Origin of the sequence: Paenarthrobacter sp. NPDC089307 (genome assembly GCF_040685055.1) — a bacterium.
In the GTDB taxonomy this organism is placed as follows: Bacteria; Actinomycetota; Actinomycetes; order Actinomycetales; family Micrococcaceae; genus Arthrobacter.
The window spans coordinates 434,655-449,326 of the sequence record NZ_JBFBHE010000004.1 but is presented as its reverse complement, the minus strand read 5'-3'; the positions used below and the strand labels follow the sequence as shown (position 1 = coordinate 449,326).

The 14,672-nt window shown below is 63.7% G+C and carries 15 protein-coding genes; 9 read left to right on the top strand and 6 right to left on the bottom strand.

Annotated features, from left to right (window positions below):
- Window positions 1-20: 20 nt before the first annotated feature.
- The 3 genes from nadA to AB0N72_RS12375 all read right to left on the bottom strand — a co-directional run bounded on the left by nadA (window position 21) and on the right by AB0N72_RS12375 (window position 2,630).
- Window positions 21-1,328: a quinolinate synthase NadA gene (nadA, locus tag AB0N72_RS12385; RefSeq protein WP_363930679.1), complete on the bottom strand. Its 1,308-nt coding sequence runs from the start codon at window positions 1,326-1,328 to the stop codon at window positions 21-23.
- Window positions 1,325-2,044: an NUDIX domain-containing protein gene (locus tag AB0N72_RS12380; RefSeq protein ID WP_363930678.1), complete on the bottom strand. Its 720-nt coding sequence runs from the start codon at window positions 2,042-2,044 to the stop codon at window positions 1,325-1,327. The genes nadA and AB0N72_RS12380 overlap by 4 nt, the downstream gene beginning before the upstream one ends.
- Window positions 2,045-2,156: 112 nt before the next feature.
- Window positions 2,157-2,630 carry an Lrp/AsnC ligand binding domain-containing protein gene (locus tag AB0N72_RS12375; protein ID WP_363930677.1) on the bottom strand — a complete coding sequence of 158 codons (474 nt, stop codon included), beginning with the start codon at window positions 2,628-2,630 and terminating at the stop codon, window positions 2,157-2,159.
- A 174-nt stretch (window positions 2,631-2,804) separates the two neighbouring features.
- On the opposite strand from AB0N72_RS12375, the gene AB0N72_RS12370 reads away from it, so the two are divergent.
- From AB0N72_RS12370 to AB0N72_RS12350, 5 genes are all read left to right on the top strand, one after another.
- The gene (locus tag AB0N72_RS12370; RefSeq protein ID WP_363930676.1) at window positions 2,805-4,190 is read left to right on the top strand and encodes an amino acid permease; all 1,386 of its coding nucleotides are present in this window, start codon (window positions 2,805-2,807) and stop codon (window positions 4,188-4,190) included.
- Window positions 4,191-4,328: 138 nt separating this feature from the next.
- Window positions 4,329-5,378: a thiamine pyrophosphate-dependent enzyme gene (locus tag AB0N72_RS12365; protein ID WP_363930675.1), complete on the top strand. Its 1,050-nt coding sequence runs from the start codon at window positions 4,329-4,331 to the stop codon at window positions 5,376-5,378.
- Window positions 5,371-6,408: an alpha-ketoacid dehydrogenase subunit beta gene (locus tag AB0N72_RS12360; protein ID WP_363930674.1), complete on the top strand. Its 1,038-nt coding sequence runs from the start codon at window positions 5,371-5,373 to the stop codon at window positions 6,406-6,408. The genes AB0N72_RS12365 and AB0N72_RS12360 overlap by 8 nt, the downstream gene beginning before the upstream one ends.
- Entirely contained in the window at window positions 6,401-6,730 is a 330-nt protein-coding gene (locus tag AB0N72_RS12355) for a biotin/lipoyl-containing protein (protein WP_018776287.1), read from the top strand. The genes AB0N72_RS12360 and AB0N72_RS12355 overlap by 8 nt, the downstream gene beginning before the upstream one ends.
- Window position 6,731: 1 nt before the next feature.
- Window positions 6,732-7,559 (top strand): alpha/beta fold hydrolase, encoded by an 828-nt coding sequence (locus AB0N72_RS12350; RefSeq protein ID WP_363930673.1) that lies wholly within the window; start codon window positions 6,732-6,734, stop codon window positions 7,557-7,559.
- A gap of 28 nt (window positions 7,560-7,587) precedes the next feature.
- On the opposite strand, the gene AB0N72_RS12345 is transcribed toward AB0N72_RS12350, so the two are convergent.
- On the bottom strand, window positions 7,588-8,001 hold the full coding sequence (locus AB0N72_RS12345) for a MarR family transcriptional regulator (RefSeq protein WP_363930672.1): 414 nt from the start codon (window positions 7,999-8,001) through the stop codon (window positions 7,588-7,590).
- Window positions 8,002-8,087: 86 nt separating this feature from the next.
- On the opposite strand from AB0N72_RS12345, the gene AB0N72_RS12340 reads away from it, so the two are divergent.
- Window positions 8,088-8,756 carry a phosphoribosyltransferase family protein gene (locus AB0N72_RS12340; protein ID WP_363930769.1) on the top strand — a complete coding sequence of 223 codons (669 nt, stop codon included), beginning with the start codon at window positions 8,088-8,090 and terminating at the stop codon, window positions 8,754-8,756.
- An 82-nt stretch (window positions 8,757-8,838) separates the two neighbouring features.
- Here AB0N72_RS12340 and AB0N72_RS12335 read toward each other — a convergent pair whose 3' ends face one another.
- A complete protein-coding gene (locus tag AB0N72_RS12335; RefSeq protein ID WP_363930671.1) occupies window positions 8,839-10,173 on the bottom strand; it encodes an MFS transporter in 1,335 nt (444 codons plus the stop codon).
- Window positions 10,174-10,309: 136 nt separating this feature from the next.
- On the opposite strand from AB0N72_RS12335, the gene AB0N72_RS12330 reads away from it, so the two are divergent.
- Window positions 10,310-11,047 (top strand): helix-turn-helix domain-containing protein, encoded by a 738-nt coding sequence (locus AB0N72_RS12330; protein ID WP_363930670.1) that lies wholly within the window; start codon window positions 10,310-10,312, stop codon window positions 11,045-11,047.
- A gap of 123 nt (window positions 11,048-11,170) precedes the next feature.
- On the top strand, window positions 11,171-11,965 hold the full coding sequence (locus AB0N72_RS12325) for a MoaF C-terminal domain-containing protein (protein ID WP_363930669.1): 795 nt from the start codon (window positions 11,171-11,173) through the stop codon (window positions 11,963-11,965).
- A gap of 89 nt (window positions 11,966-12,054) precedes the next feature.
- On the opposite strand, the gene AB0N72_RS12320 is transcribed toward AB0N72_RS12325, so the two are convergent.
- Window positions 12,055-13,530, bottom strand: coding sequence for an APC family permease (locus AB0N72_RS12320; protein ID WP_363930668.1), 1,476 nt, complete (start codon window positions 13,528-13,530; stop codon window positions 12,055-12,057).
- A 179-nt stretch (window positions 13,531-13,709) separates the two neighbouring features.
- Between AB0N72_RS12320 and AB0N72_RS12315 the strand changes: the two genes are divergently transcribed.
- Entirely contained in the window at window positions 13,710-14,669 is a 960-nt protein-coding gene (locus AB0N72_RS12315) for a helix-turn-helix domain-containing protein (protein ID WP_363930667.1), read from the top strand.
- The last annotated feature ends 3 nt before the right edge of the window (window positions 14,670-14,672 follow it).

Below are 14,672 nucleotides of genomic sequence, written 5' to 3'. Positions count from 1 at the left end.
AGTGTGGTGTGCCGGACTGGCTAGGCCGGCTTGGCTGCCAGCATGCGTTCCAGGGCAATCTTGGCGTTGTCCTGTACGGCGTCGTCCACGGTGATGCGGTTGACGATGCGGCCCTCGACCAGCTCCTCAAGCACCCATGCCAGGTAGCCGGGGTGGATGCGGTACATCGTGGAGCACGGGCAGATGACGGGATCCAGGCAGAAGATGGTGTGCTGCGGGTTTTCCGCGGCCAACCTGTTCACCATGTTGATCTCGGTGCCGATGGCAAAGGTGGTGGGCTCGGTGGCGGCAGCTATGGCCTTCTTGATGAAGTCGGTGGAGCCCGCGGAGTCGGCCGCGTCCACTACCTCCATGGGGCATTCAGGGTGCACGATCACGTTGACGCCGGGGAAGTCCTGGCGGGCTTTCTCGATCTGGCCCACGTTGAAGCGCTTGTGGACGGAGCAAAAACCGTGCCAGAGGATGACGCGGGAGTCCAGCAGGGTCTGTTCGTCATTGCCGCCCAGTTCCTTGCGGGGATTCCACATGGGCATCTGCTCGAGCGGAACGCCCAACGCCTTGGCCGTGTTGCGGCCCAGGTGCTGGTCAGGGAAGAACAGGACTCGCTGGCCCCGCTCGAAGGCCCATTCCAGGACCACTTTGGCGTTCGATGACGTGCAGACAATGCCACCATTGCGTCCGCAGAACGCCTTCAGCGCCGCAGAAGAGTTCATGTAGGTCACCGGGATGACCGGTACCCGGCCTGATGCGTCAGGTTCAGTGCCGAAGATTTCCTCAAGCTGCTCCCAGCACTCTTCTACCGAGTCCTCGTCCGCCATGTCTGCCATGGAGCATCCGGCCGCGAGGTTGGGCAGGATCACCGCCTGCTCCACAGTGGAGAGGATGTCGGCGGTCTCGGCCATGAAGTGCACGCCGCAGAAGATGATGGCTTCGGCGTCCGGCTTGGTGAGGGCCGCGTTGGCCAGCTGGAAGGAGTCGCCGACGAAATCGGCGTACTGGATGACCTCATCGCGCTGGTAGAAGTGGCCCAGAATGACGGCGCGGTCCCCGAGTGTCGCTTTGGCGGCGCGGATGCGGATGTCGAGTTCGGCATCGCTGGCTTTCTTGTACTCCTCCGGCAACTGGCCCTGGCGCGGCGTGGCTTTGGGCGCGACGTCGCTGCTGGAGGCACCCGGGCCGTAGGCAGGCTGGCCGGCAAGGGCTTCGGCGAGGTCGTACTCCCATGGGCCCCTGGCCAATGCCGGGCTGCAGGTTGAGCCCGCGCGGGAGAGGCCCTTCTCGGCTTCCTCGCGGGTGATCAGCTGGACGGCGGTGTTGACGCTGCTCATGGTGTGCTCCTGTTATCTGGCCCGAGGCCGGGTGTGCCGGTAAAGCGGTAGAGGCGTGGGGGACGGTGTTTTCCGCCCTGGAGGTATTCACCGGTTTCTTCTATTTCCGGTGCAGCTTTGATGTGTCTGCGGAAGTTCGCGGGGTCGAGTTGGCGGTCCAGCACCGCTTCGTAGACTTCGCGGACTTGGGCGAGGGTGAAGTACTCCCCCAGCAGGTGGTAGGCAATGGACCCGTAGGCCATCTTGTTGCGCAGCCGCCACAAGGCGTACTCGACGATTGCGTTGTGGTCGAAGGCGAGCTCGCCCACCTTGTCTGCCCGGAACCAGCGCACATTCTCGGATTCGTCGGCGAGCGCAGCTTCGGTGGGCTGGACCAGGGCCCAGTACACAATGGAGACGACCCGCTGGGTGGGTGAACGGTGGAGTCCACCGAAGGCGTAGAGCTGTTCGAGGTAATGGGGTGTCAGGCCGGTAGTCTCGCGCAGGTTGCGGGATGCGGCATCCTGCAGCGATTCGTCATGGGCCAGGGGGCCTCCCGGGAGGGCCCACATGTCTTTGTAGGGCTCACGGATCCTTCGGACCAAAGGAAGCCAGAGGGTGGGACGCCCGGATTTCTCGCTGGGGCGGAGGGCGAAAATCACCGTGGAAATAGCCAGCGACGGCGGTGCGAGCCGCCTTTCGGCGACGTTGGCGGAGCTGGGATTCACGGCGTTCACCTCGCTTCGTCGCCGTCTGTAACGATCCCTTGGACCGGGACCGCAGTAGTTAAAGTCATGTTGACTAGAACTAATGGTACGACTCGGAAGGCGCTTGGCAAAATGCCTTGCGTCACATCGACTTTGCCGCCGCCTCCAGCAGGGGCAGGGTGCGTCCCTGGATGTGGCTGTTGAGCACTATCACCGAGGAGCAGCGGACCACGGATTTGGTGGCGATCATGGCATCCAGGACCCTTTGCATGTCTGGATTGGAGCGCGCAGCAATCCGGACCATGAGGTCGGAATTCCCTGTCACCGTGTGGACTTCGATGATTTCCGGGATGGCGCTGAGGCTCTCGATGATGGCGTCGTGGCCAATCTCCTGGGTAATGGTGACGGAGCAGAACGCCACTACCGGGAAGCCGAAGTTGGCGGGGTCCGGTTGCGGAACCCACGAACCGATGACCCCGTTTTCTATCATCCGGTCAATCCGGGACTGCACCGTGGCCCGCGCAACCCTGAGTACGCGGGAGGCCTCCAGCACGGAAGATCGCGGCGAATCAGTGAAGAAACGTACAATTTTTGCATCAAGCGCATCGACCAGCATCAAAGTTCCTGTCCCCGGGGATCCCTACCCATCACATCGCCTAAGCAAAAAGTGATGTATCTTACAAACTGCGAGAATTATTCCACGGCTCTTGCTGCGTCGTCGACGCCCGCTTGCCCAGCCCATGAAGCGGGCACGCCAAACCAGCATGCAATCCATAGAAGGTAGACACGTATGACAACGAAGTCCATCGCGGCTCCTGCAGCAACTTCAGGCCTCGGCCATTCGCTCAAACCGCGGCAATTGACCATGATGGGGCTCGGCAGCGCCATCGGCGCGGGCCTCTTCCTGGGCTCAGGCGCAGGCGTACAGGCCGCAGGGCCTGCCGTCCTCATTTCCTACCTCATTGCGGGCACGCTCATCATCCTGGTGATGTGGGCCCTTGGTGAGATGGCGGCCGCCAACCCGAACAGCGGCGCTTTTTCCGTCTATGCGGAAAAGGCCATGGGCAAGACCGCGGGTGGAACCATCGGCTGGCTCTGGTGGCTCCAACTGGTGGTCGTCATCGCCGCAGAAGCATTGGGAGCGGCAGGGCTGCTCTTCTCCGTCTGGCCAGTCATCCCCGTTTGGGTCCTGGCACTTGTCTTCATGGTGGTCTTTACCGGAATCAACCTGGTGGGCGTCCGGAACTTCGGCGAATTCGAGTTCTGGTTCGCCATCCTCAAGGTTGCGGCAATCGTCATCTTCCTGCTCATCGGCGCGGCCCTGCTCTTTGGCTGGCTTCCAAACGTCCCCTCCCCCGGCTTCTCGGCTTTCAGTGACTTCGCACCCCACGGCATCGGCGGAATGGCGGCGGCCCTGTTCGTTGTGATCTTCGCATTCGGCGGAACGGAAATCGTCAGTGTGGCAGCTGCGGAGACCGAGAACCCCGCGCACAGCGTGGGCAAGGCCATCCGCACGGTGGTATGGCGCATCCTGGTCTTCTACATCGGCTCCGTCTTCGTCATTGCTGCGATTCTCCCCGTGGGCTCGGACGGCTTGAAGTCCCCGTTCGCCGGAGTGCTCGACATCGCCGGGATTCCCGGCGCAGGAACAGCCATCACCCTGGTGGCTGTGGTGGCGCTGCTCTCTGCCCTGAACGCCAACCTGTACGGCGCTTCCCGAATGATCTTCTCCCTTTCCGAGCGCGGAGAGGCGCCCCGGCTCCTCTCGAAGCTGAACGGCGCCAAGGTGCCCGTTGCCGCCGTCGTAATCTCAGTGGCTTTCGGCTTCATCGCCACCATCCTGGAACTGCTGTTCCCGGAGAAGATCCTGCCCGCCCTCCTTAACCTGGTGGGCTCCACCTGCCTCGTGGTCTGGGGCACCGCGCTGGTTTCCCAGTTCATCCTGCGCCGCAGGGCCGACCGCGAGGGTACGGAGCTGCCCCTGCGCATGAAGGGCTTCCCCTACCTCACCATCCTGGGGCTGGTCCTTCTGGGCATCATCTTCGTGGTGGGCTTCGCCAACCCTGAGAGCGCCGGCCAGCTGATCGGTACCTTCATCCTCATCCTGGTCATCGCCGCGGGTTGCTTCCTCAACGCCAAGGCCAAGGCGGGAAAAGCAGAGCACCGCGTGGACTAACCTCCTGCTACTAACATTTGAGAAGCCCTGCACAGTTTGTACTGTGCAGGGCTTCTTCTTTTATTCAACTTGTACAAAGTGTTCCGTCGAGACTGTGCTTATTGCGAAGGCACTACTTCGGTGACTAGGGTCACAGCCATGACGACCAAACCCGCACTGGCAGCCGTCGATGACGACGCTGCCCCGCTCAACCACCATCAACTCCGCGAGCTCTACACCCTGATGGCAGCGGTCCGGCATTTGGACACCTCAGCGGTGGCATGGCAGCGCCAGGGCATCATCCCGGGTTACGCGCCGGAACTGGGCCAGGAAGCAGCCCAGGTTGGCAGCGGCTACGTCGTGGACCGCTCCCGGGACTTCGTGTTCCCCACCTACCGTGAGATGGGTGTCGCCCGGGCCATGGACCTGGACATGGTGGGCTACATGTCCACCCACAAGGCCACATGGCATGGCGGAATGTACAACCCGGTGGAATCCCGGTTCGCCCCGATCCAGGCCGTGGTGGCCGGCTCGGTCCTCCACGCCGTTGGCTGGGCACACGGCCAGACGCTTGCCGGCACTGGTGGGGAGACGGGTGTGGCCATGACCTACTTCGGCGACGGCGCTTCCTCCCAGGGCGACGTCCACGAGGCCATGAACTTCGCCGCCGTCATGAAGGCACCCGTGGTGTTCTTCATCCAGAACAACGGTTGGGCCATTTCCGTCCCCACCGAACGCCAGGTGGCAGGAGGATCGGTTGCCGCCAGGGCTGCCGGATACGGCATGCCTGCCCTGCAGGTTGATGGCAACGATGTGGTGGCCGTCTTTGAAGCCACCCGCTCAGCCTTCGCCCACTGCCGTCACGGCAACGGGCCCGTAGTTATCGAAGCCATGACGTATCGGCGTGGGCCACATTCCACCGCGGATGACCCGGGCCGCTACCGCACCCTGGAGGAGGAACGCCTGGACGCCGGCGAAGACCCTCTTGAGCAGTTCAGGAAGCGACTCCTGTCCGACGGCGTGGCCGACGAGAACTTCTTTGCCCAGGCCCAGCGGCAGGCAGAGGAAGAGGTGGAAGCCATCCGTAAGGGGATCCAGGATTTGGGCCCCCGTCCAGGCGCCGAAATGTTCAGCATGGTCTTCCAGGAACCAACTCCTGCCCTTCAATCCCAGGCCACCGCGTGGCGCGAGGAGTCCGAACATGTCTAAGACCATGACCGCAGTTCCCGGCACCGAAACCGCGGCATCACAGATTGAACAGCTTTCCATGCAGCAGGCGCTAAACCGCGCCCTGGACGAAGTGCTGGCCGAAAACCCCAAGTCCGTCATCTTCGGCGAAGACTGCGGCCGCTTGGGCGGCGTCTTCCGCATCACGGACGGCCTCCAGGCCAAGCACGGGGAGGACCGCGCCTTCGACACCCCGCTGGCGGAGTCGGGCATCCTTGGCATGTCCGTGGGCCTGGCCATGGCCGGTTTCCACCCCATCCCCGAGGTTCAGTTCGATGGCTTCGCCTATCCGGCCATCAACCAGATCGTCTGCCAGATTGGCCGGATGAACTACCGCAGCCGTGGGACCCTGCCCATGCCCATCACCCTGCGTGTGCCCAGCTTTGGCGGCATCCGCGCCCCCGAACACCACGGCGAAAGCCTCGAAGCCTTGTTTGCGCACGTACCGGGACTCAAGGTGGTCTCCCCCTCGAACCCGCACGACGCCTACCACTTGCTCAAGTACGCGGCCGCCCGCCCGGACCCCGTGATCTTCATGGAACCCAAGTCGCGCTACTGGCAAAAGGGACCGATGGACGCCACCCCGGCCGACGACGGATCCCTCACCGGAGCCCGCGTGGCCAAGGAAGGCCGGCACCTGACGCTGGTGGCCTGGGGTGCCATGGTGTCCCGTTGCCTGCAGGTGGCCGAGCTCGCCGCCGAGGACGGCATCGACGTCGAAGTCCTTGACCTGCGCTGGCTCAAGCCCATCGACACCGAGGCCCTGGCGAGGTCCGTGGGAAAGACGCGGCGCGCCGTCGTCGTCCATGAAGCGCCCCTGACCTCAGGCCTTGGCGCCGAAATCGCCCAGCTGATTACGCAAAGCTGCTTCGCAACGCTGAAGGCGCCAGTGGAGCGCGTCACCGGCTTTGACGTCCCCTACCCCTCCGGTGACCTGGAGGACGAATACATCCCTAACATCGACCGCATCCTCTTTGGGATCCAACGCGTATTGGAGTACCGCCGTGGCTGAAATTTCCTTCCCGCTTCCGGATTTGGGCGAAGGCCTCATCGAGGCCACGGTGCTGGACTGGTTGGTGGAGCCCGGACAGCAGGTGGAACGCAACCAACCCATCGTTGAGCTGGAAACCAGCAAGTCGGCACTCGAATTGCCGAGCCCCCAGGCGGGTAAAGTGGTCCGTATTCACGGTGCGCCGGGTGAAACCATCAACGTTGGCGCACCGCTGATCGTGTTCGAGGTTCCGGATGACACCGCCGGAATCGTGGGCACCGTTCCGAAGGACGAAGCACCCAAGCGCCGGGTCCGCCTGAGCGCCGTACTCGATGAGGACTGACATGATGACCGGCAGGCACACCGTGGAACAGAGGCACACCGTGGAAGGCACGGACCCCGGACTGTTCGTCGAGGTTCATGAGCCAACCGCCGACGCCGGACTGCGGCCCGTCCTGCTGATCCACGGCTTCTCCTCCTCCAGCAAGTTGAACTGGGCCGACAGCGGGTGGATCACTACCCTCCAGGACGCCGGACGCCGGGTCATCACGGTGGATTTGCCCGGCCACGGCCGGAGCCACTCCCCTGAGGACCTGGACTCGTACACGCCCAGCAGGATCCGCGCGGACCTCCTGCAAATAGTGAGCGACGCCGGCGCCCGCCCCTTGCGCAACGGGGACCCTTCCACTGGCCTTGACGTGATCGGTTATTCGCTCGGCTCCCGGTTGGCATGGGAATTTGGTGCGACGCAGCCGGACCTTGTCCACAGGATCGTCCTGGGCGGACCAAGCGCGAAGGATCCGCTGGCGGCCTTCGACCTCGCGGCCGCCCAACGGCACCTCGCCGATGGCACGCCCATCGACGACGAATCCACGAACGGGCTGTTGAAGATGGCACAGATGCTGCCCAGCAACAATTTGTTCGCCATGTTGTCGCTCATTGAAGCCATCAAGGGCGAACCCTTCGACCCTGCAGAGGCGGCGCCCCGCATGCCGCTGCTGCTTGTCGCCGGCGAAAAGGACGAACGGGCGGCAACCATGCCGGATTTGGCCTCCATGGCTGCCACGGGCGGCGGGATGGTGGAGACCCTGGTCATTCCGGGGCGCACGCATACCAACGTGATCACCAGCCGGGCGTTCAAGGACGCCGCCATCGAATTCCTGGGGGTCTAACCCTCTCCGATGCTGGGCGGCCGGCCTCTTAGCGGGCCAGCCGCTCAGCATTGAGGCTCATGCGCTCCAGGACGCTCAGGGCCATGGCGTACTCATCGATGCCGATGCCCATTGAAAGGTCATGGCGTGCGTCTTCCACCAGCCGCTGGGCCTCATGGTACTTTTCCCGCCCACGATCACTGAGCGCCAGGCGGTCATCGATCATGGTGATCATGCCATGGCCAACCAGGGCAGCGAGTTCCCGCTCGCGCAGGCGGACATCGCCTCCCCACAGAGGCTGCAACGCTTCCTCGAGCTGGTCCGGAAGCATCGCACCATCAGCCAACGTGGCAAGTGTCTGCCACTGGCGGCGGGTGAGCTTGATCCGCGCCAACGTGCGATCCAGCTGAATCTCCAGCGCAGCGTCCAGCCTTTTGATCCAGTATCCGATGGGCTTGTTCACACACCCATGCTTTCAGTGGCGGCGGCGACGGGCAAGGTGTGGACGGTAGGCTTGGGAGTGCAACGGAAGACGTGGAAGTGGAGCAGATGGGCATGCGTTTCAAGGACCGGGCAGAAGCCGGTCGACGCCTGGCTGAAGGACTCCCCCAGCTCAGGGAGCGTCCGGACACCATCGTCCTCGGCCTTGCCCGGGGAGGTGTCCCTGTGGCCGCTGCGGCTGCCGCGGAACTGTACCTGCCCTTCGGCGCCGTATTGGTACGCAAATTGGGTATTCCCGGCAGGGACGAAACTGCCTTCGGTGCACTGGCGTGGTCCCGGGGCGATGTCCTCCGGATCGTTAACAAACCCCTGAGGGACCTCATTCTTACCCGCGGAATCACCCAGTCCGCGCTCGATGCCGTGGAAGCCCACGAGCGCACCGAGCTGCTTCGCCGGGCCAAGGAATACCCGGGCACCGACCACGATCTCCGCCGGAAAACCGTCGTCCTGGCAGATGACGGGCTTGCCACCGGAGCCACCATGCGCGCCGCCGTGGAGGCCGTGCGTGCAGGCGGAGCAAGCACCGTGGTGGCAGCAGTTCCGGTGGCCTCCCTGGAAGCGTCAACGTCATTGGCACGGGTGTGCGACGTTGTCATGGCGCTGCACACCCCGGGTAAATTTCACGCCGTGGGCGCTTTCTACCAAAGCTTCGAGCAGCTGACCGACGCCGACGTCGTGAGCATGCTGGAAGGCTCCCGGCCCGCCGGAGGCAAGTAGCCGGCGTCGGACCCCCTCACGCAGCTGCTTAAAAGCAGCGGGTGCGCTCCTACCGGACCGCACCCGCTGTTGTTAACCGCCTTTAGTGGTGGACGCTGTAACCCAAGGGCCTGCCGCGGGTCTCCTTGGCCAGGATCACGCCGACTGCGGAGATGATGCACAGGCCCATGATGTAGAGGCCCACCGACCCCGACCACTTGGTGGCATCGAGTAGAGCCTGGGCGATCAGCGGCGCGAATGCACCGCCCAGGATGGCACCGAGGGCATAGCCGATGGAAATGCCCGAGTAGCGGACCTGCGCCGGGAACATCTCGGCGTACATTGCGGACATCGGTCCGTAGGAAAGCCCCAAGCCGATGGTCAGCACGAACAATGCCGTTCCGTAGAGCAGGATGTCCTTGGAATCGATGAGCGCGAACATCGGAATCATCCAGGCAAAGACCAGGCCATAGCCGATCAGGAACGTCTTCACGCGCCCGATCTTGTCCGAGAGCCAACCGCCCACCATGGTGAAGATGAGCCAGCCGAAGGATGCGATGGTGGTGGCCAGCAGAACCTGCGGGGTGGGCATCTTCAGCGCCTTGGTGGCGTAGGAGATAAAGAAGGCAATCAGCAGGTAGCCTGCGGCGTTGTTGGCGATGAAGATCAATGCGGCCAGGACAACTTCCTTCTTGTTCCTGCGGAAGAGCTCACCCAGGGGTGCCTTGCTCTCAGCCTTGCGCTGGGCAAGTTCCTTGAAGACGGGGCTCTCGCCGACAGCGCGACGGATCAGGTAACCGACCACGATCAACACCACGGACAGCAGGAAGGGCACGCGCCAACCCCATGAGGCGAAATCCTCCTTTGACATGCCGGACTGCAGGAAGAACAGGAGCCCGGTTGCCAGGATCATGCCGATGGGCACGCCGATCTGCGGGTAGGCACCGAAGAGGCCACGCTTCTTGATGGGTGCGTGCTCCACGGCCATGAGGGCCGCTCCGCCCCATTCGCCACCGGCGGAGAACCCTTGGACAACACGCAGGAAGATCAGCAGCACCGGCGCCCAGAGCCCGATTGTCTCGTAAGTGGGGAGGACACCGATGAGCGCGGTGGCCGCTCCCATCATGACCAGCGTCATGACAAGCACCGCCTTGCGTCCCATCTTGTCCCCAAGGTGTCCTGCCACGAACGCACCGAGAGGCCTGAACAGGAAGCTGATGCCGATGGTCGCGAAGGACAGGAGCTGGGCAACCCCCGGGTTGGACTTTTCAAGGGGCGAGAGGAACAACGGCGCCAGCAGCGTGGCGGTGAGCTGGGCGAAGATGAAGAAGTCGTACCACTCGATGGTGGTGCCCACCAGGGTCCCGGCCAGAACCCGGCGCTCTTCGCGCTTGCTGCTTGGGCCCGACGGCGAGTCGACAGTGGAAGTTGCGGTCATTGGAACTCCATTGGGGTGAGTGACTGGGCGGTGCATGGGTGCATTAACCGACAGAACGGTCAGTTAGGAAACAATACTACAGCTTGTGATCCAAAGCACAGCCCCTCCGCCACGCCGCCAACATAGGATGGTTCGCATGAATCCACGCAGCGGCGTCAAGGGCCAGCAGGAAGCGGGGGCGCAAGTCCCGCCGTCGCAAACACTCTCCCGGGGCATCCGCGCCCTGGAGATCCTGGCTGCCGCCGACCGTCCGCTCAGCATCGGGGAACTCACCGAGGCCTTGGGCGTGCACCGCTCCGTCGCGTACCGGATACTCAGGACCCTGGAAGACCACTCCCTGCTGGTCCGTGACGACTCCGGGCGGGTCCAGCCCGGCCCCGGGCTCTCGGTCCTGGCCAGCGGCGTCTCCCGGAACCTGCAAACCGCTGCCCTTCCAGAACTTACGCAACTGGCAAACACCCTCCATATGACGGCTTTCATCGCGGTGTGGGACCACCAGGAATGCGTCACCCTGGTCACCGTTGAACCACGCCACACAGGCGCGGCCCTGGCCCAGCACCCGGGGAGCCGCCACCCGGTCAGCACAGGTGCCCCAGGCATCGCCATCCAATCAACCATGACCGAAGAGCGCTGGCAGCAGGTGGGCGCTGGGAACCCCTACCGGCCCGAAGCCCACGAAGCCCGCCGCATCGGCTACGCCACCAGCCACGACGAAGTCGTCGCGGGCCTGTCCTCCATCGCCGCGCCCATCAAGGTTCCGGGCGGACGTCCGGCAGCGATCGCCGTCGTCTATATCCGCCTGGACCAGGACGCCGACGCCGTGGGAGCGGCACTGGCGGCGAGCGCAGCACGGATAGAGAGCCAGCTGGCCTGAATCTTTCCTTCCAGGTCAAGCAACGTGCCCCACAGCACAAGACCGCCGGCTACGGGAACTGAATACTCGAAGGAAGGGACCGGACACCCCGTCCGGTCCTTCTGAGAGCACCAGAAGGAACCCATGAGCCTGAATCTCCTTGACACCGCCAACTGGCTTCCGCTTGACGGGCTGGCGCCCGGATTCGATGCCAACAAAGCCCCTGCCGTGCAAGACCTTGCCGGACAGCAGTTCGCCGTACGCAGCGAAGGGGGCCCCATGACGTTCAGCTTCGATGACGAAGAAGTCCAGTGGGCTGCCGCCGGCCACGCAGGAACGGCACCGTACGAGGCCTTTGCCGTTGCCGAAGACCTGTACTACGCCCAATGGCACAGCCCGGTGGAGCCGGACCAGGCCGTTTCCCTGATTCTGGACCTTGCCAATGGAAGGGCGCTCTACATTGGCGCAACGCTCGGCAGGGCCACGCCTTCCAGCGTGGCCGTCCAGCATGACTTCCGCGCCGGAACACTGGACGGGTTCAACGCTACAGGCACGGAAATAGCAGAAAGCACCGGGCTCATCGGCCGCCGGGTCGAATGGGTCTACAGTGAATCGCACGCCTACGAGCACATCTACCTCAGCCCCACCTGGTACACCTGGCAGTGCCTTGCAGGCCCGGAACGCGGGCTGGCAGATACAGACTCGAACACCGTGTTCCAGGTCCGGCCGGGAATCTTCGTTTTCACGTGGCGGGAGAAAGTCATTCCGTGCGGCTCGGTCACCATCGCCGACCACCGCGATCCCCACGCCATCCGGTCCCACGGCAGCCTCTTTGGCTGGGACGAGGCCGGCACCACCCCCGTACACTTCACATTCGGGGCGCACGGCCGGCTGATCAGCATCACCCAGCACGCCCCGGGATTTGACCCGGCCAGCTGATCCAGCACTGGCACGCCTGATCCAGCGCTGGCACAAGGAAAGCCCCGGCGGATGCCGGGGCTTTCCTTGTTTTCCCTGGGTAACGGGTATCAGTCCTCCGCGCCGTGGCCGATCCGGGCGTACAGCGCCGGTTGGGTCCGCCGGAGACGCAAACCCCAGATGATGCCAACCATTCCGGGAAGCAGAACCAGAAGGGGGAGGACGAACGTTGCGGCTGTGGACTCGGTCTGCCCCAGCAACACGTTGAAGTTGGTCACGATCAGAACCAACACCACAGCCAACAGCACAAGGCCCAACGAAGGAGCGATGACCCTCACCCACAGGCTTGCGCCGTGGTTGTTCCGGCGGAAGAAGCCGATCACGGCCGCGGACACTACTGCCATCAACAGCACCAGCCCCATGGCCCCGCTGTTGGTCAGCCAGGTGAACATGGTCAGCACCGGGTACAGTTCGCCAAGTTCGGATCCGGAACCGGCGAGGGCAAAGCCGATGGTCACGACGGCGGCGATCACCGTCTGCGCCAACGATCCTGCGTACGGTGCACCGCTGTCGGTGCGCACCTTGGCCAGGGCAGCGGGCAGCACGCTTTCACGGCCGAGGGAGAAGAAGTAGCGCGCCACGGCATTGTGGAAACTGACGAGTGCGGCAAAGAGGCTGGTAACGAAGAGGATCTGGGCGATGTCACTAAGCAGTACGCCACCGTTGGTGCCCAGGAAGGCGAAAATCATGTCCGGGCCGCTGGTGACGGCTGTCTCGATGACCGCCGATGGGCCCGCTCCTACCGTCATGGCCCAAGCCGACACCGCGTAGAACACGGCGATGATTGCCACGGCGGCGAAGGTGGCCCGGGCGACGGTGCGCTGCGGGTCCTTGGATTCCTCCCCGTAGATGGCAGCTGATTCAAAACCCATGAAGGCGGCGATGCCAAAGGACAAAACTGCGCCGATGCCCGGGACGAACAGGCTCTCTGGACTGAACGCCACGGCGCTGACTCCTTCGGGGGCAACGGCGAGGCTGATGACGTCGTAGACGATGACCACAAGGAACTCAAGGGCAACCAGGACCCCTAGCACCTTTGCGGACAGGTCCACCGTGTTCACCCCCAGCCATCCCACAATCGCGATGCACACCAGCACGGGAATCCACCACGGAACGCTGATGCCAAGTCGGGCGGAAAGGAGGGAGGAGACGGTGAATCCGAACAGGCCGTAGATGCCCACCTGCATCAGGTTGTAGGCCATCAGGGCCACCAAGGAAGCACCGACGCCTGCGGGCCTGGAAATGCCCTGCGCAATGTAGGCGTAGAAGGCTCCGGCGTTGGTGACATAGCGGCTCATGGCCGCGTAGCCAACGGCAAACAACGCCAGGATTGCGCCCAACACCAGGAATGAGAGCGGCACCCCCGTTACTCCTGTGACGGCGAATGTGGTGGTTACGCCACCTGCCAGAACTGTCAGCGGCGCCGAGGCCGCGATAATCATGAAGGTCACTGCCGGTACGCCCAGCCGCCGCTTGGTGCTGACGGTCCGTGCAGTCCTGCCCTTTACGGGGTTGTCCACGCTCATAGTGTGCTCCTGCCTCGGTGCCACGGGAGATTGCGCGGCACGTAGTGTTTCAGCAATCTTCCACCGCGGGATCATCGCGTGACTTGTCTCACACGGCAGGGTATTTGTCAGTGCACGCATGCCCCTTCCGACGCATGGGACCGGTGTAGAATCGTGGGCAAGCTCACGAAGGGAGTCCGATGACCGTCGCAGCTCACACGGACCCCGCAACAGTCCAAACAGTCGTGGCGGACTCGTTCCAGGAGTGGAGCCGGGCCATCTCGGCGTCCTTTGTTCCCCTTGCGGCCACAGGGCCCAAGCACGCATCCTTCCATGGCGTGATGCGGGCCCGTGTGCTGGGCCAGATCTCAGTGGTGGAAATAACGGCGGGTCCCCATACAGTCCACCGCACGCCTGAACTGATCGCCGGATCCACCGGACGCTTCTTCAAGCTCAGCATCCAACTCGCGGGATCGGGTCGGCTGGTCCAGGACGAACGGGAAGCCGTGCTTCGCCCGGGCGATCTCTCCATCTACGACACCTCCCGTCCCTACCAGCTCACTTTCGACGACGACTTCCGCACCTTGGTGCTGATGTTCCCCCACGTTCTGCTCGATTTGCCGGCAGAGGCGATGGGCCACGTGACCGCTCTTCGGATACCGGGCGACGAGGGCCTGGGCGAACTCATCAGCCCCTTCCTGGTGAGGCTGGCGGACAACCTTGAAGCCCTCTCGGGCACCAACGGCCTGCGGCTGGTTCATAATGCCCTTGACCTGGTGACGACGCTGTTCAACGGCGAACTCGACCAACTCATCGAAACAGGGCGTGACCCCCACCTACTTCTCTTGGGTCGCATCCACGACTACATCGAGGCCAATCTCGGCGATCCCGGTCTCTCCCCCGGCACCATCGCGGCGGCGCACTACATTTCCACCCGGCACCTGCACGACCTCTTCCAGGAAATCGGCACCACGGTGGCTTCCTCCATCAGGCAAAGGCGCTTGGAACGCTGCCGGCGCGACCTCATGGACCCCGTACTTGCAGACCGACCGGTCACGGCGATCGCGGCCCGGTGGGGATTTACGGATGCAGCCCACTTCAGCCGGATCTTCCGCGCCGCGTTCGGGAACTCCCCCACCGGGTACCGCAACAACCACTAACGG

What these genes read in the sequence shown, in the direction of transcription:
- AB0N72_RS12335 (WP_363930671.1), bottom strand. Translation starts at nt 10,173, where the DNA reads ATGACCGCAACTTCCACTGTCGACTCGCCGTCGGGCCCAAGCAGCAAG.
- AB0N72_RS12370 (WP_363930676.1), top strand. Translation starts at nt 2,805, where the DNA reads ATGACAACGAAGTCCATCGCGGCTCCTGCAGCAACTTCAGGCCTCGGC.
- AB0N72_RS12330 (WP_363930670.1), top strand. Translation starts at nt 10,310, where the DNA reads ATGAATCCACGCAGCGGCGTCAAGGGCCAGCAGGAAGCGGGGGCGCAA.
- AB0N72_RS12315 (WP_363930667.1), top strand. Translation starts at nt 13,710, where the DNA reads ATGACCGTCGCAGCTCACACGGACCCCGCAACAGTCCAAACAGTCGTG.
- AB0N72_RS12320 (WP_363930668.1), bottom strand. Translation starts at nt 13,530, where the DNA reads ATGAGCGTGGACAACCCCGTAAAGGGCAGGACTGCACGGACCGTCAGC.
- AB0N72_RS12365 (WP_363930675.1), top strand. Translation starts at nt 4,329, where the DNA reads ATGACGACCAAACCCGCACTGGCAGCCGTCGATGACGACGCTGCCCCG.
- AB0N72_RS12340 (WP_363930769.1), top strand. Translation starts at nt 8,088, where the DNA reads ATGGGCATGCGTTTCAAGGACCGGGCAGAAGCCGGTCGACGCCTGGCT.
- AB0N72_RS12360 (WP_363930674.1), top strand. Translation starts at nt 5,371, where the DNA reads ATGTCTAAGACCATGACCGCAGTTCCCGGCACCGAAACCGCGGCATCA.
- AB0N72_RS12350 (WP_363930673.1), top strand. Translation starts at nt 6,732, where the DNA reads ATGATGACCGGCAGGCACACCGTGGAACAGAGGCACACCGTGGAAGGC.
- nadA (WP_363930679.1), bottom strand. Translation starts at nt 1,328, where the DNA reads ATGAGCAGCGTCAACACCGCCGTCCAGCTGATCACCCGCGAGGAAGCC.
- AB0N72_RS12325 (WP_363930669.1), top strand. Translation starts at nt 11,171, where the DNA reads ATGAGCCTGAATCTCCTTGACACCGCCAACTGGCTTCCGCTTGACGGG.
- AB0N72_RS12375 (WP_363930677.1), bottom strand. Translation starts at nt 2,630, where the DNA reads ATGCTGGTCGATGCGCTTGATGCAAAAATTGTACGTTTCTTCACTGAT.